We start from the raw sequence: 22,896 nt of genomic DNA, 5'->3' as shown, positions 1-22,896 counted from the left end.
GAAAGGACAGTAGGATGGAAACACCCAAAACACAATTAGGATACCTGGAGAGTATCTCGCAGGTTCTAGCATTAAAGCTAGAAAATTTAGCCACAGAACGTTATGCTATTTGGCAACTATTCAAACAGGCAGATGAGGAGACTTTCTATCAATTAGCTCCTCATCTTTTTGTGACAACGAGTCAGGAAAATCCAATAGTTGTTAGTGAGCTAGATGCAACTCCTGAAGGATATCTTTTATTTAAGGAATTAGTAGAGGAGGAAAGAGTATGCCTTTAACAAAAGCACAGGCAAAATTGCTGGATATTTTAGAAGTAGCTCGTAGCCTTGGAATGGAGATGAAGCGAAAGTCACATCGAGAGTATTATTGGGCCGAGCATGACTCATTTAAGATTGATACTGTCAAGAATACCTGGCATTGGTATTCTCAAAACCTCTTTGGTGATACTATCAATCTCGTGCAACAAATGCAAAATGTCAGCTATAAGGAAGCCATGGTATTCTTAGAGACAGGTTCCTTTCCTGAAGCAAAACCAGTAGAGGAAGAACGTAAACCTTTCAACTATACACTAGCACCTTACGAACAACCATTTGTGGAGGCGAGAACCTATCTCAAGGAGATTAGAGGTCTCTCTGATGATACAATCGACTTCTTCCTTGAGAAGGGAGTATTAGCCCAAGCTAAACGTAAGGACAAAGAGGGCGTTATAGAAGATGTATTAGTTTTTAAATACTTGGATAGAAATCAGCAACTGGTAGGTGCGAGCCTTCAGGGACTTGTTCCTGATCAGGAACGTCATCCAGGTAAGGGCTACTTGAAACAAATCATGTATCAATCAGAGGCTATCAGTGGCTTAAACGTTTCTATAGGCTCTCCTGAGCGTTTAATTGTGACAGAGGCACCAATTGACCTTATGAGCTATTATGAGCTTCATAAGGGCGAATTAAACGATGTTCGACTGGTTGCGATGGAAGGATTAAAAGAGGGAGTTTTGTCTCACTATGTTCTTGAAATTTTGCAGGAGCGAGGGGAGATTGCGATGGATGAAAGGGATTATACCAAGTCTAGCGAACTAACACGTACCTCGAGATTCCTATCTGTTGCAGCGGAAACCTCCACACTTTTCCAAGATCACAAATACGATGATCTCATCACGCTGGCAGTTGATTGTGATAAAGCAGGTACAGACTTTATCACCAAACTACGGGAGAAGAAAATCCCAACTATCGATGCAAGACCACCACAACGTGAAGGCCAGGAGAAGACAGACTGGAATGAGATTCTGAAGCAGGAAAAACAACTGGAGAAGACTGAGGAAATTCACTCATCAAGTTCTTTTCCTGATACCAGCCACCTTTCTCCTGAAGATGCAGCGTGGTTGAAGGAAAACTGGAATAATATAGGTTTTTCAGTAGAGCCTAGAAAACAAATGGTTATTGATTCGGACAAAACAGTGACCTATGAAAAACTTTCCAATCCTCTTGGAGATGGTAGGGAGCCCAAAAAACAAATTCAGAGCACAGAAAAAGCTCCTGAGAGTTCCCAGGAGCAAATGAATGATAGGGCCAGTGGTGGAGAGGGCTATTCACAGCATGATGCTGTAGGTAGTGCCGAACCTGAAGCTGAATTATCAGCAACCTTTGAGCAAACTGTTGCCAGTCACCCGACATCACCCTATCGTTACTTACATTTTAGCACAACTTTTGAGGAAGTGCAACGAAGACAATCGAAATACCATCCAATTACATCTGATGATTTGAAAAGAATGAATCAGTACGCTGGTTCTATTCAGAAATCATCTCAATGGTATTTAGAGGAATTAGCGAATAGTAAAATCTATTATTTCTATTCCAATAATGGAGAGGTGAGTTTGCTAGATGTTAATTTTAAACGAGAAAACTTTTTACACTTAACAGGAATCAGGCCAGTTGTTCCAGGTAGAAATGCTGGAGATTTTGTAGTCGACTTTGCTGAGGGAAGGGGAGACTATAATCAAATACTGGTTAGTAATAGTCTAAAAGAAAAATTACAAGTTATTCCTATGTTAGAGGATATTCTTGATCCTAAATCGTTTGTTTTGGATAACTTAGATGAAGTAAGAGTTGCACAACGACTTAACTTTTCAGAAGCTATTAAGAGTAAAGACGAGGATTTCTTACTTCTTTTCAAAGATATAGGAGATGAACGTGTCCCTGCATCTCTCATGAAAATTAAGAGAGATCTAAGAGTTGATGTAGAGAAAACTAAGGAAAAAGTTATTCTTGGTGTTTTCCGTGAACGTGATGGCCATATTGAACAGTTATCTATCAATGTGGATTATGTCAAGGATAGAGGTAATGAGTTGCAAACCATTTTGAAAGATGGCTTGTTTGAAGAAATCAAGCCTGATACAACTAAGGGAATTGAACAAATAACTCCTGAAAACACACTGAATAGCTTACTACTTGATTCAGCTATGTTTACTCAAGTCCTAGATACTGTCTATAATTTAGGTGTGCCAGGTGACATCTCAAAAACTCCAGAAGAATTTCATCAAGCATGGAATCAGTATCTTGACTATGCGAAACGGTACAATGATAAATTTGACCAGATTGTTGCTGCAGCTGGAGAAGATCATCTTCTAGACACAAATTCAGATTTTTATAAAGAATGGAAACAAGATCATATCTATAAAGAAAACTACCATGTACGCCTTCAATGGGCTGAGGAGCGCCCAGATGGGCCTAAATTGCCCTTTAAAGAAACAGATCTGATATCTTATCAAGATTTTGCTAGAGAGCTTTACAAGGCCAATCAGAGCTTCTATCCGTTACATCAGGAAGGGCTAAAACAAGTGACTGATGGTCGCCCAGAAGGTTACATCTCTCCAACTAAGATCCAGTTTAGTATCTATGCTCCCGATGGTGAACTGATCCAGGATGGCATCCGTTACGATATTGGGAATGAGATTAACCCAATCGCTCACAAAGAAAGACTTGGAACACGAGAAATGAGAGAGTACCCAGAATTGATGAAGATAGATGGGGCCATATTCACTCCGTATCATCTGGAGAGATTGGCGAGTGAGTTAGATATTTCTCAGTTCAGTTACGCTTTAGAAGATACTCTTTACGCAGATCAACTTCTATCCCAACTCCCATTTGGAGATTTGGAAAATAGTCCAATTGGATTTACAGATAGTAGTCATGATGGTCGCCTTGGATTTATCTCTTTTGATGGAATGGATAGTGTTGAGGTCGAAAATCTATCTGCTTGGTTTGAGAAGTTGGGAGTCAAAGACTCACCTATGGAACAATTGGCCCTTATTGAAAAATGGCAAAAAGAAATCAAAGGTTTATCAGAAAAAGTTGAACAAATGATCGCAACAGTTCGAGATGAATTTGAGAAATTACAAGAGGAAGAAATCAAACTGGAAGAACAAGTCCACAACAAACAGGAGTTGAAACGTGATGCGGATGCTGATGGTGTTTCTGATGATGAGGAGTTGCTTCAGGGAACGAATCCGTATGATTTTAGATCGAAACCAGGTTCTAAACCAGAGGTCGAGGAGAGTCTACAAGCGGATGAAGTTGTTTTAGCAGCTGGTAGTCTTGCAGTCGCAGATTTTATTCAGAATAAAGATATGGCAGGATTAAGCCGACATCTTAAAGAAGGAATTAAGGAGTTTCTGGATTCAGATAAGTACAAAGATTATCTAACGAAAATGAGCCAACTAAATAATTATTCTAATCGCAACTTACGCTTAATTCTTGCACAAAATCCTGAAGCAAGGCAAGTAGCTTCTTTCAAGCAGTGGAAAGAAAACTTTGACCGCTATGTGAAAAAAGGGGAGAAGGCTTTACGTATTTTTAAACCTATGACGAAGATCAAAAAGGATGAGAATAACCAACCAATATTGGATAAAAATGGGAAACCAGAAACAGTTACATTCTTTGGTTTAGTGCCAGTTTTTGATGTTAGTCAGACAGAAGGAAAGGAGATGCCAAAAGCTGCAGAAGTGAAAGAACAGCTGACTGATTTGGACTATGCAAATCTTTACCGTGCCCTGATGGCTATTGCAAAAGAAAATGATGTATCGGTTCGATTTGAGGAGATGGAAAATAATAAACATGGATATTATTCTGTCCCAGAAAATCAAATTGTTTTACGTAGTAATGAGATGAACAAGGCTCAAATTATTAAAACTTTTTTACATGAGATGGCTCATGCAGAGTTGCATCATGCAGATAATCCTCAAAAAGAAAATCTAACTAGAAGCACTGCTGAACTCCAGGCTGAAAGTGTCGCTTATGTTGTTTCTTCATACTATGGTATTGATACGTCAGAGTACTCCTTTAACTATCTATCTGGGTGGTCTGCTGATAAGGAGACACTTGCTGATTTAGAAGCACAGTTGGATATTGTCCAACAAGAAGCTAAAAGTTTAATGGTTCGGATGGATCAAGCATTGGAACAATTAAGATTGAGCCAAGAGAAACAAACGAAGCGAAGTTTTGAACAAAAACTGGAGAAGTTTAAAGATCAGAGCAAGCAAGCTGTTGAAGAACACAAGCAGGAGTTGAAAGCAGATGCACAATCAAAAAAAGAGAAGGGTTTCTCGAAATGACCGAACGGGACACCCCAAATAAACCCAAGGTCAAATTAAAAACAAACCATCATCAAGGAGGACAACACTCATGACCAATGAACAAGAAGAACAACTTATCATCATCCTCTCAGACTTTATTCCAATCATGGATGGAGACAGAGTTCAAGGGGTATCGCCAAACGCTAAAGACTTGACTCGCCAAAAAGTTCTGGAGCAACTAGAGGAAGAGCAGTCTCAACTACCTGAAGGAGATCCTGCTCTTTTGGAGTGGGAAGAAGAAAATATTGAGCTACTCAAGATGATCACAGATGAAGAATTTCAAGCTGTACTCACTGAAAAAATCTTACTGACAGAAATACAAATTGGGCAGTCTATTTTCCAGCCTCTAACTACTCAACAACTTTCTGTCCTAGCTGAAAAGTTGCAAGGTAAGAAAGAAAAAAGTGTAGAAAATAGTGATAAGCAATCATCTATTTTCAAAAACATCTTCAGTTGGTTGCGATAAATTGTTAGAGGTTGTACTCCAAAAGATATAGGAAAGGGGCTTGGGGATTTCCCCAAAACTGAGAAAATCAAGAAGGAAAACTACAAGGTTCTCCTTCTCTGATTTTTTTAAATTTCGTAAATGGATATCCATTTGCTACGCTTGCCACAAGGAAGTCAGGGGATTATGCCTGGTCAGAAAATGCCAGAGACTTTGAGAGAAAGAGGATAAAAAAATAATGCAGAAACGAGAAAATAGAAAACGCTATATACAAAAATTGATACGACTAACACCAGAGGAAGATCGTCAAATTAAAAAGGCGATGGCCCAAATGGGAGTTCCATCTTTTCAATACTATGCGAAGAATCAATTGGTGCAAGGAAAGGTGGTTCAAATTGATTTTTCCGAATTGAAAGACCTTCGAGTTGCTATCAATCGAGTGGGTACGAACATCAACCAAATTGCTAAACATGCCAATGAAAATCAAGGAGTTACGCCAGAGGAAGTGGCACAAGTCATTGACTATCTATCTGAGTTGAAAGAGATGGTGGCTGTCAAACTTTCTAGTGTGGAGAAGAAAAGTTTACAGGAACGAAAAGTGAAAACAATAAGGACGTATGACGAATGGTAGTAATCAAAACACCCAAACAAATTAAAACTCCTTCCAATTTAAAAATAGCTGTACGCTATATTCTGAATGAAGCGAAAACTCTTGTATCAGAAACTGCAGAAAGTGATCTTGATTTTCCTCTTGTCTATCATAATGGTGAGCTTCAAATGAAGCTAGTATCTGGAAATGGGATCTCTGATTTTAGTATAGCAGATGAAGAAATGGTCATGACAAAATTAGCTGCAGCCTTTAAAAAAGGAGATGATGACTTGAAAGAATTATCTTCAGGAACACAAGTATTGGCTCATCACATTATCCAGTCTTTTTCTCCAGATGATAACTTGACTCCTGAGCAGGTTCATGAAATTGGTCGTCAAACGATGTTAGAATTGACAGGTGGAAATTATGAGTTTGTGATTGCAACCCACACGGATAAAGATCATCTTCATAACCATATCATACTTAATACCACCAATACCTCAACGCTCAAGAAATTTCGCTGGGAAAAGAAAACCTTGAAAAATTTGAGAGCCATTTCGGACAAACATGCGGCACGATATGGCGCTAAAATTATTGAGCCTACTATGAAAAATTCTTATACAAAGTATTCTGCTTGGCGGAGACAAAATAATTATAGATTTGAAATCAAGGAACGTCTTGATTTTCTTCTGAAGCACTCTCTTTCGTTGGAAGATTTTAAACAAAAGGCAGCTGCACTTGATCTTCAGATTGATTTCTCTGGTAAATTTGTGAAGTATAAATTACTTGATCAGCCTCAACAAAGAAATGTCCGAGATGATACATTATCGAAGAAAGGACTCTATTCTCTTGAAAAAATAAAAGAGAGAATTTCTAAGAATCAGTTAGTTTTTGATGTGGAGGAATTGAAAGCACAGTATCAAGAATCAAAAGAAAAAACGTCAAATGATTTTGAATTGAAATTGGAAGTGGAATCCTGGCAGGTCGAGCAAGAAAGCAAGCAAGGCATTTACGTGCAGATGGATATGGGAGCTTTAAATAGTGGTACAATTTTAATACCTTCTCATAAAGTTGATAAAAATGAGGATGGAAATTATACCATCTATATCAAAGAGAAAGACTATTTTTATTTTCTCAATCCTGATCAATCTCAAAAAAATAGGTACATGATGGGCTTGACTGTCGCAAGGCAATTGGCCAAACAAAATGGAGAAACACTTGTAACTAAAAACGCTCAAATTTCCTCTATGCGTGAACTGATTAAGGAATATAATTTCTTAGTCGAGCACGGCGTGACAGATGGAGCACAATTTCAACATTTGGAGGAGCGCTTTAATGAAAAGATTGAGACTACCCAGGAGGAATTAAGACAACTAGATGAGCGACTTGGACGTTATCATAAAATTGAAGGAGCACTTTTAGCCATCCAGAAATCTCCAGAAAATAGTCTTACGTCGGTACAATTATTGGATGATTTGGGAGTCCCAAAAGATATGGGGTTGGAAGATGTCAGTCAACTGATCAAACAATTTCAAATTGAAAAAGGAGCCTTACAAGAATTCTTTGACGATACTCTAAAACATTACACAGATTATAGAGATATTAAGGAGCACGTGCGTAGTCGAGAAGAGAAAGTTGACCGACGTTTTGAGGATGAAAAAGTCTTGTAGAAGTTTCTGATGTTTTCAATCTAGTCATGATTTCAGTAAAGAGAGAACAGTTCTCATTACATTTGGAGAGATAACCTTTTCTAGGAACTGCTGGCGAAAGGGAAGGAGAATCTTCATTACGAAAAATAATTATAAATATAATTATAAACATATTGACAAATATAATTATAATGGTATAATAGAAGTATAGAAAAACAGGAGGATATCAAATGAAGATTATCACATTTGCCGCTATCAAAGGTGGTGTTGGGAAAACAACTTTAACTTTTAATTACGGGGAATGGTTGGCTAAGAAAGGTCATAAGATTCTCTTTATAGATTTAGACCATCAGTGTAATTTGACTCAGTGCTATAATCTTTATGAGAGCAAGAATACAATTGCTAATGCTTTTAAAGGAGGCGATGTGGATATAAAGCAAGTCAAGGAAAATATCAGTCTAATTCCAGGTTCAGTTCAACTTGACACGGTGGAACGAGATCTGGAGAACAGCGATAAGAAAAATATGTTACTTTATCTTTGGCTAGAGGATAACTACGAAAAGAAAAAGTTGGATCAGTTTGACTATATCTTGATTGATTGTAGACCAGACTTTGCTACAGCTACTAAAAATGCTGTTGCTGTCAGTCACGCTATTATTAGTCCCTTGACTCCTTCAGAGTTTGGTTATAATGCCAAATTCAATCTATCAACTCGGTTAGAAGCATTCAGAAAAGATGTAATTGACTATCGAACAAGAGAATCATACATTACTGCTGAGTTATATTTCTTAGCAAATATGATTCGACCAAACTATGGATCATCAAGAGAATTACTGGAAGCCCTGGGACTTGAAGCTAAAGAAAAAGGAACAGATAACCTTCTAGGAATTGTACCAGCAAAAGAGTTATTCAATCATTCCACGATTGATAAGATCTCTATTGCAGATATGAAGGAGAATTCTGAGCTTTATCAAAAACACAAAAAGTTTTTCACTGAGCTGGAGCAGACTTTTGCAAAAATTTATGATACAATATAATTATATTTATAAACACAAATACAATTATAAATATAATTAGAAGGAGATTGTCATGGCATTCACACCAAAAGAAAAAGAGATTTCGCAGATTATCGAAGCAACCCATCAACCTGAGCAGATTTCAGATGTAGCCAGCTTTGAAAGTTTTGAACGTAAGAAACAATTTCAGTTTACTTTGAAACCAAGCAATAGGAAAAAATTGGATAAAATTGCTAAAGCAGTTGGTGCAAAGTCTGCATCAGATTATCTTGATAAACTAATCGAAAGTTTAACGTTATAAATATAATTATATTTATAATCAAACAACCTTCCCAATAAGGGAAGGCTTTTATTTTTGAAAGAGTCTTGCAGAAAGTTTGTGATGTTTTCAATCTATTCATGATTTCAGTACAATAGAGAGTATGTTTAGATTTGATGAAAAAGAATTTGTAGCAGAACTAGATCGCAAACGTGAGCAGCAATTCCTGAAGCGAGTAAGAGATTATGACGAACAGATTGCTCCCTCCATGAGATTGAGGGGATATAAGCGGATAGATAGTACAGAGAGGACAGTTGTTTTTACATTTGGAGAGGTGACTTTCTCTAGGAATCGCTGGCGAAAGGGAAAGAAAAGTTGTTATCCCGTAGATGAGTGGCTGGGTCTAGAAAGGTATATGCGTTATTCTCCTGAGTTGATTTTTCACATGGCAAAACACGCTTCTGTTTTATCCTACCGTGAAGTTTGTCGAACAGTTAAGATGGCTTATCGCCTGGAGATAACAAAGGACGCTGTTTTGAAGTCTGTAAAAATGGCAGGCAGACTCTTTTCAGATAGGGAACGCTATCGGCTTTTTAGAGGTGATGAGCAACCGAAAAAAATCCAGGCAGATAAAATCTACCTGGAGGGAGATGGTGTGCTCGTCAAGACAACATCAAGCAATGATGAACGACACAATACAGACTTAGCCCATTTCCTGATTCATACTGGAGCGAAAAAGGTTGGTAATAATCGGTATGTACTAGAGAATAAGCATGAGATTATCCATACAAGCCATGAACAAGCAAAGGAAGAATTGATAGACTATCTCTATAATCATTTTGAAATCACTGATCGAACTCTTCTTATCACTAACTCGGACAATGGTAAAGGATATTCTCGCAGAATATTTCAAGAAATTAAGAAGGTCCTACGGATTAAACGTCATGAGCATTTCTGGGATGCCTATCATGTCAATGAAGAACTTAAAAGATTCCTGAAGCCGTACCCATCTACACTACTTGATCTTGCTTTTAAGGCCATCAAAAATCATCAGAAGAGCCTACTTCAGACCGTACTAGATACAGTTGAATCTCTCACAGAAAGTCAAGAAGCTCTTGATAATTTTTACAATTTCCGTAAGAAATTATTAAGAAATTTCTGTGACACTAGACCACCTAAACTTAGAGGGTTATCCTCACATGGTATTGGGGTAATGGAGAGTCAGCACCGAAAGGTTACTTACCGTATGAAACATCGAGGGATGTATTGGTCCATCGAAGGGGCTTGTACTATGGCCAGAATGATACTTCTTGAACGAATCGATCAGCTATACAATCTATTTTTTGGATCTTGGAGACAAGAGTATGAAGAATTTAGGGATACGGGACCAGGTGCAGGATTTCGTATTAACCATAGGCCACACAAAGCTGTTATCAGAAAAAGAGGGCATAAATAATACAAAAAGGCAGACAAAAGCCTCTAAAAAAAGATTTTTTAGAGGTGTTTTTGTCATGTTTTCATACAAAACAGTTGCTTTTTTGCCTAATGTGTGTTACAATAATAAAGTAAATAAAAACGAAAAAGGTGTAGAAGCAGCAACTCCTACACCACCGATTAAGACAAACACACACTTTGCTTAATCAGTCAAACAATATTGTAGCATAAATAGTGCAATATAGTCAAGGGCTGGGGTGAAGTGAGGAACTTTTTCCAGTTTTTTTGTCTGAAAAATCTCGTTTTCTTATTGAGTTATAAGGATATTTGATTGTTCCCAAAAATTTAGACACAAACAAATCTTCCAATTCCCTTGCAAAAATAAAGAAAGTGTGATAACATAGTACGGTATGTGGTGCTAGCACATCCGCTATATTAGATCTAATAGGAGGAAGACACAATGGCTAAAGTATGTTACTTTACAGGTCGTAAGACTGTATCAGGAAACAACCGTTCACACGCGATGAACCAAACAAAACGTGCCGTAAAACCAAACCTTCAAAAAGTTACTGTTCTTATCGATGGTAAACCTAAAAAAGTTTGGGCTTCAGCTCGTGCTTTGAAATCAGGTAAAGTTGAACGCGTTTAATAATAAAAGTAAGGAGACCTTAGGGTCTTTTTTCTTTTACTGTAGATATAAAATCATTTGAAAAATAGAGTAAATATCCGCTGATACAGTATTCTGCTTTTACACTTGGGCTGAAATATGATAAAATAGAGTATCAACTAGTTGAGGTAAAAAGGATGACTGTAAAAATTAATACAAAAGATGGTCAAATCGAACTAACAGATGAAGTGATTGCAACCGTCGTAGGTGGAGCAGCAACTGAGATTTTTGGTGTGGTCGGTATGGCTAGTAAAAATGCCCTCAAAGATAATTTCCAAGCCCTTCTAGGTAAGGAAAATTATTCCAAAGGTGTCGTTGTAAAGGCGGCCGAAGATGGCAGTATTGCAGTTGATGTATATACCGTGTTGAGCTACGGAACAAAGATTAGCGAAGTGTCAAAAAACATTCAAGAGCGTGTTCGTTTTAGCTTGGAAAACCAGCTTGGAATTACTGCTCAGACTGTAAATGTCTACATTCAAAATATCAAAGTTGTAGGAGAATAACCGTGTCAAAAATTACTACTAGCTTATTTCAAGAAATGGTGCAGGCTGCATCAACTCGCTTGAATAAGCAAGCTGAATATGTCAATTCATTAAACGTCTTTCCAGTTCCAGATGGAGATACTGGAACAAATATGGGAATGACCATTGAAAATGGTGCTAAAGAAGTTGCAGACAAGCCAGCTTCTACAGTTGGCGAGGTAGCGAGCATTCTTGCCAAAGGTCTTTTGATGGGTGCGCGTGGAAACTCAGGTGTTATTACGTCTCAGCTTTTCCGTGGATTTTCACAAGCCATCAAGGATAAAGACGAGTTAACAGGTCAAGACTTGGCCCTTGCATTCCAATCAGGTGTAGAAGTTGCCTATAAGGCAGTGATGAAACCAGTCGAAGGAACGATTTTGACAGTTTCTCGTGGAGCTGCTATCGGTGCTAAGAAAAAAGCTGAGCAAACAGATGACGCTGTTGAAGTCATGCGCGCAGCCTTGGAAGGTGCTAAAACAGCTCTAGCTAAAACACCAGACATGCTTCCAGTATTGAAAGAAGTTGGCGTTGTGGATTCAGGTGGTCAAGGACTGGTCTTCATCTATGAAGGTTTCCTTTCAGCCCTTACTGGTGAATATATTGCATCTGAGGACTTTGTAGCGACTCCGGCCAACATGAGTGAAATGATCAATGCTGAACATCATAAGTCTGTAGCTGGTCACGTAGCGACTGAGGACATCACCTTTGGTTACTGTACTGAAATCATGGTAGCTCTTAAGCAAGGTCCAACCTATGCCAAAGATTTTGACTACGACGAATTCCGTAACTACTTGAATGAACTCGGGGATTCTCTCCTTGTTGTCAATGATGATGAAATTGTCAAAGTCCATGTCCATACAGAAGATCCAGGACTTGTTATGCAAGAAGGTCTCAAATATGGTAGCTTGGTCAAGGTAAAAGTTGACAATATGCGTAACCAACACGAAGCACAGGTTGAGAAAGAAGCTGCTCAAGTTAGCAAACCAGCTGAAGAAAAAGAGTATGCTTTGATTGCTGTAGTGGCTGGTAAAGGTCTAGCAGATATCTTCCGTTCTCAAGGTGTGGATTATGTTATCGAGGGCGGTCAAACTATGAACCCTTCAACAGAAGACTTTATCAAGGCTGTTGAACAGGTCAACGCTCGTAACATTATCTTCCTGCCAAACAACAAAAATATCTTTATGGCGGCTCAATCTGCAGCAGAAGTTTTGGAGCAACCAGCAGTAGTGGTGGAAGCTCGTACTCTTCCTCAAGGTTTGACAAGTCTTCTTGCCTTTGATCCAAGCAAATCCATCGAAGAAAACCAAGAGCGTATGACTGCTGCTCTTAGCGATGTCGTTAGTGGAAGCGTCACAACAGCCGTTCGTGATACAACCATTGATGGCTTGGAAATCCATGAAAACGATAATCTTGGTATGGTTGATGGGAAAATTCTCGTGTCAAACCCTGACATGCACCAAACCTTAACTGAAACCTTGAAACATATGTTGGATGAAGATAGTGAAATCGTAACCTTCTATGTCGGTGAAGACGGAAGCGAAGAACTTGCCAATGAAATTGCCCAAGAAATCGCAGAAGAATTCGAAGACGTTGAAGTTGAGATTCACCAAGGGCAACAACCTGTTTACCCATACCTATTTAGTGTGGAATAAAAATTTAATAGATTAAAAAGAAAGTTGATTTTACAACTTTCTTTTTTTATGACATTTGTCATATTTCCTCATGACAGAAGCTTCTAGTGATTCTACCTTCAAAGAATTATACTAGATGTATTAAATGGAGGAAGAAAAAAATGAAACATAAAGTAATTGTCGCAATGAGTTTAGTAGCAGCAGGAGTCATGACTTATCTCATGTTCTCAGGATTGGACGAAGACTTCTATCATTTTCCTTGGGAACTATTTGCAGGATTTGGCATGATGTCTTGGTTGATCCGAGAAGGCTTGAAATTGGTCTCAGATGTGAAAAAGGAGTTTGAAAAATGAAAAAAGCGTTTCTCTATCTTTTTATTGGGCTATCACTAGTGGCATGGTTGGTAGAAATGTTTACAGGTTGGTTTGATCAAGCCTTCCTTCACCAAGCCATTCGCGGTGCCTGGGGTCTAGGATTTATGATTTTTATTGCCTTTCCGATGGGAAAGGAGTGGCTGAAAGGAGAATATCATGAACATGATTAAGGTAGAAAGCTTAAATAAAATCATCAAGGGCAAGGCTATTTTGAAGGATATTTCCTTTGAGGTAGCTGAAGGTGAATGCGTCGCCTTGATTGGTCCCAATGGTGCTGGAAAGACAACACTCTTGGACTGTTTGCTTGGAGATAAACTGGTCACCAGCGGTCAAGTATCCATTCAAGGCTTGCCAGTGACGAGTTCTCAGTTAGACTACACAAGATCCTATCTCCCTCAAGAAAATGTCATCGTTCAGAAATTAAAGGTCAAAGAGTTGATTGCTTTCTTTCAAAGTATTTATCCAAATCCCTTGAGCAACCAGGAGATCGATCAACTGTTGCAGTTTGACAAGCAACAAAAAGAGCAATTTGCAGAAAAATTGTCAGGTGGGCAAAAGCGTCTTTTCTCTTTTGTCTTGACCTTGATTGGCCGACCAAAGCTTGTTTTTTTAGATGAGCCAACTGCGGCCATGGATACCTCTACCCGTCAACGTTTTTGGGAAATTGTTTGGGACCTAAAAGCGCAAGGAGTCACCATTCTCTATTCGTCTCATTATATTGAAGAGGTAGAGCATACAGCTGACCGGATTTTGGTTTTAAATAAGGGAGAGTTGATTCGTGATACGACGCCTCTAGCTATGCGTAGTGAGGAGATTGAAAAGCATTTTATCCTTCCTCTAGCTTACAAGGAAGTCGTTGAGAAGTCAGTCTTGGTTGAAAGGTGGGTACAAAAACAAGATGCTCTGCAAGTAGTTACACGTGAAGCGGATGCTTTTTGGCAACTGTTAGTGCAAGCAGGATGTAGGATTCAAGAAATTGAAGTCAATAATCGTAGCTTGTTGGATACAATCTTTGAAGAAACACAAAAGGGAGATGACTAAGATGAAACGATGGATCGCACTAAACAAGATAGAATTTCTATTGACCAAACGACAATTAGTCTATTATCTATTATCCGTAGGTATGCCGACAGCCTTCTATTTATTCTTTTCAGGCATGTACCAGGACACACCAGGTGGACCCGCGAATTTTATGCGTGATTACCTTATCTCTATGACTGCCTTTTCCATGATGTCGACAGCTATCTTCTCATTCCCAGCTGTTTTACATACAGATAAAATCAACAACTGGCAGAAAATATTGCGCCATACTCCGGTAAATATGGTAGAATATTATCTATCAAAGATAACAAGTATGATGGTTGATTATCTGGTCTCAATCCTGGTTGTTTTCTCAGTTGGGCACTTGGTCAGAGGTGTGGATATGCCTTTAGGAAGCTGGATTGGGGCTGCGCTCTTGCTGATAGTAGGAAGTGTTGCCTTTGTAGCGCTTGGATTGACCTTGACACTATTGCCTTCTAGTCAGCTGATGTCTGTCGTGGGCAATCTTCTCTATCTAGGCTTGGCTGTTTTAGGCGGACTCTGGATGCCCATCTCTTTATTTCCAGACTGGATGCAAGCAATCGGGAAGTGTCTACCAACTTATCAGTTGATGGAGTTGCTCAAGACCTTCTTAAACGAGGGTGGCATCAATTTATCAGCCACAGTTTATCTACTTGTTTTTTCAGCAGTTTTGTTTGGTTTGACCATTTACCTTCAAGGTCATAAGGAGAATGCTTAATGCTTGAAAGACTGAAAAGCATACACTATATGTTTTGGGCCAGTTTAATTTTTATGATTTTCCCCATCCTACCTGTAGTGACTGGGTGGCTTTCTGCCTGGCATTTATTGATTGATATTCTATTTGTAGTGGCATATTTGGGTGTTTTAACAACTAAGATCCAGCGCCTATCTTGGCTATATTGGGGTCTCATGCTGACTTATGTAGTTGGGAATACTGCCTTTGTTGCTGTTAATTATATCTGGTTCTTCTTTTTCCTTTCTAACCTCTTAAGTTATCATTTTGGTGTACGTAGTTTAAAGTCTTTACATGTCTGGACTTTTCTTCTTGCTCAAGTCCTTGTTGTGGGCCAACTGTTGATTTTTCAGAGAATCGAAGTTGAGTTTCTACTCTATCTACTTGTAATTCTTGCTTTTGTCGATTTAATGACTTTTGGCTTGGTTCGGATTCGTATTGCTGAGGATTTGAAAGAAGGTCAGGCTAAGCAAAATGCCCAGATAAATCTATTGCTTGCTGAAAATGAACGCAGTCGTATCGGTCAGGATTTGCATGATAGCTTGGGACACACCTTTGCCATGCTCAGTGTCAAGACAGATTTAGCCTTGCAGTTGTTTCAGATGGAGGCTTATCCACAGGTGGAGAAAGAATTAAAAGAAATCCACCAGATCAGCAAGGATTCCATGAATGAAGTGCGAACCATTGTGGAAAATCTTAAGTCTAGAACTTTGACATCCGAACTAGAGACTGTGAAAAAGATGTTAGAAATTGCTGGAATTGAGGTGGAAATAGCTAATCAACTAGATACAGCTAGCTTAACTCAGGAATTGGAGTCAACGGCTTCCATGATTTTGCTTGAATTAGTGACCAATATCATCAAACATGCTAAAGCGTCTAAAGTCTACTTGAAATTAGAACGGACAGAGAAAGAACTCATTCTAACAGTGAGAGATGATGGCTGTGGCTTTACTTTTATAAAGGGGGATGAGCTCCATACAATTCGAGAACGTGTCCTTCCATTTTCGGGAGAGGTAAATGTGATTAGTCAAAAACAACCGACAGAAGTACAGGTTCGACTAGCTTATAAGGAGAGAAACTAGATGAAAGTATTAGTCGCAGAAGATCAAAGTATGTTGCGAGATGCCATGTGCCAGTTGCTCACGCTTCAACCGGATGTGGAGTCTGTCCTTCAAGTTAAGAATGGGCAAGAAGCAATCCAACTATTAGAAAAGGAGCTTGTAGATATCGCCATCCTTGACGTAGAAATGCCTGTTAAGACAGGTCTTGAAGTCTTGGAGTGGATACGAGTAGAAAAGCTTGAAACAAAGGTGGTTGTGGTGACGACCTTCAAGCGTCCTGGGTATTTTGAACGTGCGGTCAAGGCTGGAGTGGATGCTTATGTATTAAAGGAACGAAGCATTGCAGATCTCATGCAAACCTTGCACACTGTCCTCGAAGGGCGCAAGGAGTATTCGCCTGAATTGATGGAAGTGGTGATGACACATCCCAATCCATTAACAGAGCAAGAAATCGCAGTTTTAAAGGGAATCGCTCAGGGCTTCTCTAACCAAGAAATTGCAGACAAACTCTATCTATCCAACGGAACAGTCCGAAACTATGTCACTAATATCTTTTCTAAATTAGATGCTGGTAATCGAACAGAGGCAGCTAATATCGCGAAAGAATCTGGTTGGTTGTGATACTATCATAACTCGAAAACCATTATGTGCTAAAATTGATGGGATTGAATGGAACAATACTAACTTTAGGAGGGTGGGATTCCTCCTTTTTCTTTTTTGGGGGAGCACTATAAAAGAGCTAAAATTAACAATAAAAAAGAAAAAAATCTTGACAACCAAGGGAAAAATTTGTTACAATAATAGACGGTACTTTTTACTTTTGGTCTCTCAAGAGTGTACAGGGACGTGCTGACAAATGTTGCAAAAGTACACACAGATGATAGCTGTCACCAAGTGTATCATCACCAAAAATAAAAAAACACAGGAGAATGTAGATGCCTACAATTAACCAATTGGTTCGCAAACCGCGTAAATCAAAAGTAGAAAAATCTAAATCACCAGCTTTGAACGTTGGTTACAACAGTCATAAAAAAGTTCAAACAAACGTTTCTTCACCACAAAAACGTGGTGTTGCAACTCGTGTTGGAACAATGACACCTAAAAAACCTAACTCAGCCCTTCGTAAATTCGCTCGTGTACGTTTGAGCAACCTTATCGAAGTTACTGCCTACATCCCAGGTATCGGACACAACTTGCAAGAGCACAGCGTGGTTCTTCTTCGTGGTGGACGTGTAAAAGACCTTCCAGGGGTACGTTACCATATCGTCCGTGGTGCACTTGATACTGCAGGTGTTAACGATCGTAAACAAGGCCGTTCTAAATACGGTACTAAACGTCCAAAAGCATAAGGAAAGGGGATAAAGAGAAATGAGTCGTAAAAATAGAGCTCCAAAACGTGACGTATTGCCAGATCCGCTTTACAATTCACAACTAGTTACTCGTCTTATCAACCGCGTTATGCTTGACGGTAAACGTGGTACAGCTGCTTCAATCGTTTACGGTGCCTTTGAGCAAATCAAAGAAGCTACTGGTAACGATGCACTTGAAGTATTTGAAACAGCTATGGAAAACATCATGCCTGTACTTGAAGTACGTGCACGTCGTGTTGGTGGTTCTAACTACCAAGTCCCAGTTGAAGTTCGTCCAGAACGTCGTACAACACTTGGACTTCGTTGGTTGGTAACAATCGCTCGTCTTCGTGGTGAACACACAATGCAAGACCGTCTTGCAAAAGAAATCTTGGATGCTGCTAACAACACTGGTGCAGCTGTTAAGAAACGTGAAGACACTCACCGTATGGCTGAAGCTAACCGTGCATTCGCACACTTCCGTTGGTAAGATAGGATGCGAAAGCGTTAAGAAAGTCCCAGAAAAAATAGGGAATCAAAGCAGGTTGCGATTGCAACAAATGAGATTCATCTTTTTCTCCAGACTTTTAGCTTGAGCTCAACTATATCATGATGCTAGGAACGGTAAGGATGCAAGGTGAAAATAGGAAACTGACGCAGTATTCGATGAATACAAGGAAGTTTATCTTTTTCACACAGCATCCCGTTCCAGCTCAAATCGGCTAACTAACTTTAGCCCGAGTTCAATTCAACTTGTAAATCTACAAGTTGAAACCAACAATAGCATGAAAACATTGAGAACGGGTAGGTCCTGCCTATCCGTTTTTATTAAAATCGTGTTATAATAGAATAGAAATCAAAAATAAATAGGAGAAACAAACCTCATGGCACGCGAATTTTCACTTGAAAAAACTCGTAATATCGGTATCATGGCTCACGTCGATGCTGGTAAAACAACAACTACTGAGCGTATTCTTTACTACACTGGTAAAATCCACAAAATCGGTGAAACTCACGAAGGTGCGTCACAAATGGACTGGATGGAGCAAGAGCAAGAGCGTGGTATCACTATCACATCTGCTGCGACAACAGCTCAATGGAACAACCACCGCGTAAACATTATCGACACACCAGGACACGTGGACTTCACAATCGAAGTACAACGTTCTCTTCGTGTATTGGATGGTGCGGTTACCGTTCTTGACTCACAATCAGGTGTTGAGCCTCAAACTGAAACAGTTTGGCGTCAAGCAACTGAGTATGGAGTTCCACGTATCGTATTTGCTAACAAAATGGACAAAATCGGTGCTGACTTCCTTTACTCAGTAAGCACACTTCACGATCGTCTTCAAGCAAATGCACACCCAATTCAATTGCCAATCGGTTCTGAAGATGACTTCCGTGGTATCATCGACTTGATCAAGATGAAAGCTGAAATCTATACTAACGACCTTGGTACAGATATCCTTGAAGAAGACATCCCAGCTGAATACCTTGACCAAGCTCAAGAATACCGTGAAAAATTGATCGAAGCAGTTGCTGAAACTGACGAAGAATTGATGATGAAATACCTCGAAGGTGAAGAAATTACTAACGAAGAATTGAAAGCTGGTATCCGTAAAGCGACTATCAACGTTGAATTCTTCCCAGTATTGTGTGGTTCTGCCTTCAAGAACAAAGGTGTTCAATTGATGCTTGATGCTGTTATTGACTACCTTCCAAGCCCACTTGACATCCCAGCAATCAAAGGTATCAACCCAGATACAGACGAAGAAGAAACTCGTCCAGCATCTGACGAAGAGCCATTTGCAGCTCTTGCCTTCAAGATCATGACTGACCCATTCGTAGGTCGTTTGACATTCTTCCGTGTTTACTCAGGTGTTCTTCAATCAGGTTCATACGTATTGAACACTTCTAAAGGTAAACGTGAACGTATCGGACGTATCCTTCAAATGCACGCTAACAGCCGTCAAGAAATTGACACTGTTTACTCAGGTGATATCGCTGCTGCCGTTGGTTTGAAAGATACTACAACTGGTGACTCATTGACAGATGAAAAAGCTAAAATCATCCTTGAGTCAATCAACGTTCCAGAACCAGTTATCCAATTGATGGTTGAGCCAAAATCTAAAGCTGACCAAGACAAGATGGGTATCGCCCTTCAAAAATTGGCTGAAGAAGATCCAACATTCCGCGTTGAAACAAACGTTGAAACTGGTGAAACAGTTATCTCAGGTATGGGTGAGCTTCACCTTGATGTCCTTGTTGACCGTATGCGTCGTGAGTTCAAAGTTGAAGCAAACGTAGGTGCTCCTCAAGTATCTTACCGTGAAACATTCCGCGCTTCTACTCAAGCACGTGGATTCTTCAAACGTCAGTCTGGTGGTAAAGGTCAATTCGGTGATGTATGGATTGAATTTACTCCAAATGAAGAAGGTAAAGGATTTGAATTCGAAAACGCAATCGTCGGTGGTGTGGTTCCTCGCGAATTTATCCCAGCGGTTGAAAAAGGTTTGGTAGAATCTATGGCTAACGGTGTTCTTGCAGGTTACCCAATGGTTGACGTTAAAGCTAAGCTTTACGATGGTTCATACCACGATGTCGACTCATCTGAAACTGCCTTCAAGATCGCGGCTTCACTTGCTCTTAAAGAAGCTGCTAAATCAGCACAACCAGCTATCCTTGAGCCAATGATGCTTGTAACAATCACTGTTCCAGAAGAAAACCTTGGTGATGTTATGGGTCACGTAACTGCTCGTCGTGGACGTGTAGATGGTATGGAAGCACACGGTAACAGCCAAATCGTTCGTGCTTACGTTCCACTTGCTGAAATGTTCGGTTACGCAACAGTTCTTCGTTCTGCATCTCAAGGACGTGGTACATTCATGATGGTATTTGACCACTACGAAGATGTACCTAAGTCAGTACAAGAAGAAATCATTAAGAAAAACAAAGGTGAAGACTAATCAGTCCTCGCTATAGAAGGAAGTCACTTAGTGGCTTCCTTTTTTGTATAGTTCCGATAAATTTTATAGATTCTGAAAATATGAACTCATAAAAATTTACATATAAAAATGAGTTAAAGAAATTTGCGGAAGAAATATATAATTATCAATAGAAATAAGTTGAAAAAGAATATAAATTACCTTTTAAAACTTATAAAAACAATAATAATATTCATAAATAAACGTTAAAATAGAAAATTCAGAAAATTTCTTCTTTTCTCTTGAAAAATTTTGAAAAAATGGTATGATAGTAACAAGTTATTTTTAAGAGAAGAGAAAGGGGAACAATGGAGAAAATCAGTTTAGAATCTCCTAAGACGGGGTCGGACCTAGTTTTGGAAACACTTCGTGATTTAGGAATTGATACCATCTTTGGTTATCCTGGTGGTGCAGTCTTGCCTTTGTATGATGCGATATATAATTTTAAAGGCATTCGCCACATTCTAGGACGCCATGAGCAAGGTTGTTTGCATGAAGCTGAAGGTTATGCCAAATCAACTGGAAAGTTGGGTGTTGCCGTCGTCACTAGCGGACCGGGAGCAACAAATGCTATTACAGGGATTGCGGATGCCATGAGCGATAGTGTTCCCCTTTTGGTCTTTACAGGTCAGGTGGCGCGAGCAGGGATTGGGAAGGATGCCTTCCAGGAGGCAGACATTGTGGGAATTACCATGCCAATCACTAAGTACAATTACCAAGTTCGGGAGACAGCTGATATCCCTCGAATCATTACGGAAGCTGTCCATATCGCAACTACAGGTCGACCAGGGCCAGTTGTCATTGACCTACCTAAAGACGTATCTGCTTTAGAAACCGACTTCATCTATTCACCAGAAGTGAACCTACCAAGCTATCAACCGACTCTTGAGCCGAATGATATGCAAATCAAGAAAATTTTGAAGCAATTGTCCAAGGCTAAAAAACCAGTCTTGTTAGCTGGTGGGGGGATTAGTTATGCTGAAGCAGCTGCAGAATTAAATGAATTTGCAGAACGCTATCAAATCCCGGTGGTAACCAGTCTTTTGGGACAAGGAACGATTGCAACGAGTCATCCACTCTTCCTTGGAATGGGAGGCATGCACGGGTCATTCGCAGCTAATATTGCCATGACGGAAGCGGACTTTATGATTAGTATTGGTTGTCGTTTCGATGATCGCTTGACGGGGAATCCTAAGACCTTCGCTAAGAATGCTAAGGTTGCTCACATTGATATTGACCCAGCTGAGATTGGCAAGATTATCAGTGCGGATATTCCTGTAGTTGGAGATGCTAAGAAAGCCTTGCAAATGTTGCTAGCAGAACCGACAGTTCATAACAATACTGAGAAATGGATTGAGAAAGTTACTAAAGACAAGAACCGTGTTCGTTCTTATGATAAGAAAGAACGTGTGGTTCAACCTCAGGCCGTTATTGAACGCATCGGTGAGTTGACGAATGGTGATGCCATTGTGGTAACAGACGTTGGTCAACACCAAATGTGGACAGCTCAGTACTATCCTTACCAAAATGAACGTCAGTTAGTGACTTCAGGTGGTTTGGGAACGATGGGATTTGGAATTCCAGCAGCAATCGGTGCTAAAATTGCTAACCCAGATAAGGAAGTAGTCTTGTTCGTTGGGGATGGTGGTTTCCAAATGACCAACCAAGAATTGGCTATTTTGAATATTTACAAGGTGCCAATCAAGGTGGTTATGCTGAACAACCACTCACTTGGAATGGTCCGCCAGTGGCAGGAATCCTTCTATGAAGGTAGAACATCAGAGTCAGTCTTTGATACCCTTCCAGATTTCCAATTGATGGCACAAGCTTACGGTATTAAAAACTATAAATTTGACAATCCTGAGACCTTGGCTCAAGATCTTGAAGTCATCACTGAGGATGTTCCGATGCTAATCGAGGTAGATATTTCTCGTAAGGAACAGGTGTTACCAATGGTACCAGCTGGTAAGAGCAATCATGAGATGTTGGGGGTGAAGTTCCATGCGTAGAATGTTAACAGCAAAACTACAAAATCGATCAGGAGTCCTCAATCGCTTTACCGGTGTCCTGTCTCGTCGTCAGGTTAATATCGAAAGTATCTCTGTTGGAGCAACAGAAGATCCGAATGTATCGCGTATCACCATTATTATTGATGTAGCTTCTCATGATGAGGTGGAGCAAATTATCAAACAGCTTAATCGTCAAATTGATGTGATTCGCATTAGAGATATTACAGATAAACCACACTTGGAGCGCGAGGTGATTTTGGTTAAGATGTCAGCGCCAGCTGAGAAGCGAGCTGAGATTCTAGCAATTATTCAACCTTTCCGTGCAACGGTGGTAGACGTAGCGCCAAGCTCGATTACTATTCAAATGACAGGAAATGCTGAAAAGAGCGAAGCTCTATTGCGAGTCATTCGACCATACGGTATTCGCAATATCGCTCGTACGGGTGCAACTGGATTTACCCGCGATTAACAATCCAACTTAAATTT

23 protein-coding genes are annotated in these 22,896 nt (G+C 39.7%); all 23 read left to right on the top strand.

The window, feature by feature from the left end:
- Window positions 1-14: 14 nt before the first annotated feature.
- The 23 genes from ADH52_RS08390 (at window position 15) to ilvN (ending at window position 22,879) form a co-directional block, all read left to right on the top strand.
- Window positions 15-278: a hypothetical protein gene (locus ADH52_RS08390; RefSeq protein WP_049510919.1), complete on the top strand. Its 264-nt coding sequence runs from the start codon at window positions 15-17 to the stop codon at window positions 276-278.
- Window positions 269-4,606: a PBECR4 domain-containing protein gene (locus ADH52_RS08385; protein WP_049510918.1), complete on the top strand. Its 4,338-nt coding sequence runs from the start codon at window positions 269-271 to the stop codon at window positions 4,604-4,606. The genes ADH52_RS08390 and ADH52_RS08385 overlap by 10 nt, the downstream gene beginning before the upstream one ends.
- 70 nt (window positions 4,607-4,676) lie before the next feature.
- Window positions 4,677-5,093 carry a hypothetical protein gene (locus ADH52_RS08380; RefSeq protein ID WP_000180612.1) on the top strand — a complete coding sequence of 139 codons (417 nt, stop codon included), beginning with the start codon at window positions 4,677-4,679 and terminating at the stop codon, window positions 5,091-5,093.
- A gap of 217 nt (window positions 5,094-5,310) precedes the next feature.
- Entirely contained in the window at window positions 5,311-5,703 is a 393-nt protein-coding gene (gene mobC / locus ADH52_RS08375) for a plasmid mobilization relaxosome protein MobC (protein WP_193389271.1), read from the top strand.
- A complete protein-coding gene (locus ADH52_RS08370; protein ID WP_049510916.1) occupies window positions 5,697-7,331 on the top strand; it encodes a relaxase/mobilization nuclease domain-containing protein in 1,635 nt (544 codons plus the stop codon). Before mobC ends, ADH52_RS08370 begins: the two co-directional genes overlap by 7 nt.
- Before the next feature lie 209 nt (window positions 7,332-7,540).
- Window positions 7,541-8,347, top strand: coding sequence for a ParA family protein (locus tag ADH52_RS08365; protein ID WP_049510915.1), 807 nt, complete (start codon window positions 7,541-7,543; stop codon window positions 8,345-8,347).
- A gap of 52 nt (window positions 8,348-8,399) precedes the next feature.
- Window positions 8,400-8,627: a hypothetical protein gene (locus ADH52_RS08360; protein WP_049510914.1), complete on the top strand. Its 228-nt coding sequence runs from the start codon at window positions 8,400-8,402 to the stop codon at window positions 8,625-8,627.
- A gap of 121 nt (window positions 8,628-8,748) precedes the next feature.
- The gene (locus ADH52_RS08355) at window positions 8,749-10,041 is read left to right on the top strand and encodes an ISLre2 family transposase (RefSeq protein ID WP_049510913.1); all 1,293 of its coding nucleotides are present in this window, start codon (window positions 8,749-8,751) and stop codon (window positions 10,039-10,041) included.
- A 55-nt stretch (window positions 10,042-10,096) separates the two neighbouring features.
- Window positions 10,097-10,225, top strand: coding sequence for a hypothetical protein (locus ADH52_RS11565; RefSeq protein WP_049510912.1), 129 nt, complete (start codon window positions 10,097-10,099; stop codon window positions 10,223-10,225).
- A gap of 254 nt (window positions 10,226-10,479) precedes the next feature.
- The gene (rpmB, locus tag ADH52_RS08345; protein ID WP_001140948.1) at window positions 10,480-10,668 is read left to right on the top strand and encodes a 50S ribosomal protein L28; all 189 of its coding nucleotides are present in this window, start codon (window positions 10,480-10,482) and stop codon (window positions 10,666-10,668) included.
- 155 nt (window positions 10,669-10,823) lie between these two features.
- The gene (locus ADH52_RS08340; RefSeq protein WP_000216437.1) at window positions 10,824-11,189 is read left to right on the top strand and encodes an Asp23/Gls24 family envelope stress response protein; all 366 of its coding nucleotides are present in this window, start codon (window positions 10,824-10,826) and stop codon (window positions 11,187-11,189) included.
- Between the two features lie 2 nt (window positions 11,190-11,191).
- Window positions 11,192-12,859 (top strand): DAK2 domain-containing protein, encoded by a 1,668-nt coding sequence (locus tag ADH52_RS08335; protein WP_000036655.1) that lies wholly within the window; start codon window positions 11,192-11,194, stop codon window positions 12,857-12,859.
- Window positions 12,860-12,999: 140 nt separating this feature from the next.
- The gene (locus ADH52_RS08330; RefSeq protein ID WP_012972435.1) at window positions 13,000-13,191 is read left to right on the top strand and encodes a hypothetical protein; all 192 of its coding nucleotides are present in this window, start codon (window positions 13,000-13,002) and stop codon (window positions 13,189-13,191) included.
- Window positions 13,188-13,382, top strand: coding sequence for a hypothetical protein (locus tag ADH52_RS08325; protein WP_049510911.1), 195 nt, complete (start codon window positions 13,188-13,190; stop codon window positions 13,380-13,382). The genes ADH52_RS08330 and ADH52_RS08325 overlap by 4 nt, the downstream gene beginning before the upstream one ends.
- Window positions 13,369-14,253 (top strand): ABC transporter ATP-binding protein, encoded by an 885-nt coding sequence (locus ADH52_RS08320; protein WP_049510910.1) that lies wholly within the window; start codon window positions 13,369-13,371, stop codon window positions 14,251-14,253. The genes ADH52_RS08325 and ADH52_RS08320 overlap by 14 nt, the downstream gene beginning before the upstream one ends.
- Window position 14,254: 1 nt before the next feature.
- Entirely contained in the window at window positions 14,255-14,992 is a 738-nt protein-coding gene (locus tag ADH52_RS08315; RefSeq protein ID WP_049510909.1) for an ABC transporter permease, read from the top strand.
- Entirely contained in the window at window positions 14,992-16,089 is a 1,098-nt protein-coding gene (locus tag ADH52_RS08310; RefSeq protein WP_049487442.1) for a sensor histidine kinase, read from the top strand. Before ADH52_RS08315 ends, ADH52_RS08310 begins: the two co-directional genes overlap by 1 nt.
- On the top strand, window positions 16,090-16,689 hold the full coding sequence (locus tag ADH52_RS08305) for a response regulator transcription factor (protein WP_049510908.1): 600 nt from the start codon (window positions 16,090-16,092) through the stop codon (window positions 16,687-16,689).
- 314 nt (window positions 16,690-17,003) lie between these two features.
- Entirely contained in the window at window positions 17,004-17,417 is a 414-nt protein-coding gene (rpsL, locus tag ADH52_RS08300; protein WP_001142332.1) for a 30S ribosomal protein S12, read from the top strand.
- A gap of 19 nt (window positions 17,418-17,436) precedes the next feature.
- Window positions 17,437-17,907, top strand: a complete 471-nt coding sequence (gene rpsG / locus ADH52_RS08295; protein ID WP_000087873.1) for a 30S ribosomal protein S7 — start codon at window positions 17,437-17,439, stop codon at window positions 17,905-17,907.
- A 394-nt stretch (window positions 17,908-18,301) separates the two neighbouring features.
- On the top strand, window positions 18,302-20,383 hold the full coding sequence (fusA, locus tag ADH52_RS08290; protein ID WP_000090348.1) for an elongation factor G: 2,082 nt from the start codon (window positions 18,302-18,304) through the stop codon (window positions 20,381-20,383).
- Between the two features lie 326 nt (window positions 20,384-20,709).
- Entirely contained in the window at window positions 20,710-22,410 is a 1,701-nt protein-coding gene (locus ADH52_RS08285) for an acetolactate synthase large subunit (RefSeq protein ID WP_000411747.1), read from the top strand.
- Window positions 22,403-22,879, top strand: coding sequence for an acetolactate synthase small subunit (ilvN, locus tag ADH52_RS08280; RefSeq protein WP_001253803.1), 477 nt, complete (start codon window positions 22,403-22,405; stop codon window positions 22,877-22,879). Before ADH52_RS08285 ends, ilvN begins: the two co-directional genes overlap by 8 nt.
- Window positions 22,880-22,896 lie beyond the last annotated feature (17 nt).

Origin of the sequence: Streptococcus pseudopneumoniae (assembly GCF_001072665.1) — a bacterium.
GTDB classification, from domain to species: domain Bacteria; phylum Bacillota; class Bacilli; order Lactobacillales; family Streptococcaceae; genus Streptococcus; species Streptococcus pseudopneumoniae_S.
The sequence above is the reverse complement of the archived record's forward strand: the minus strand, read 5'-3'. Positions and strand labels throughout refer to the sequence as shown.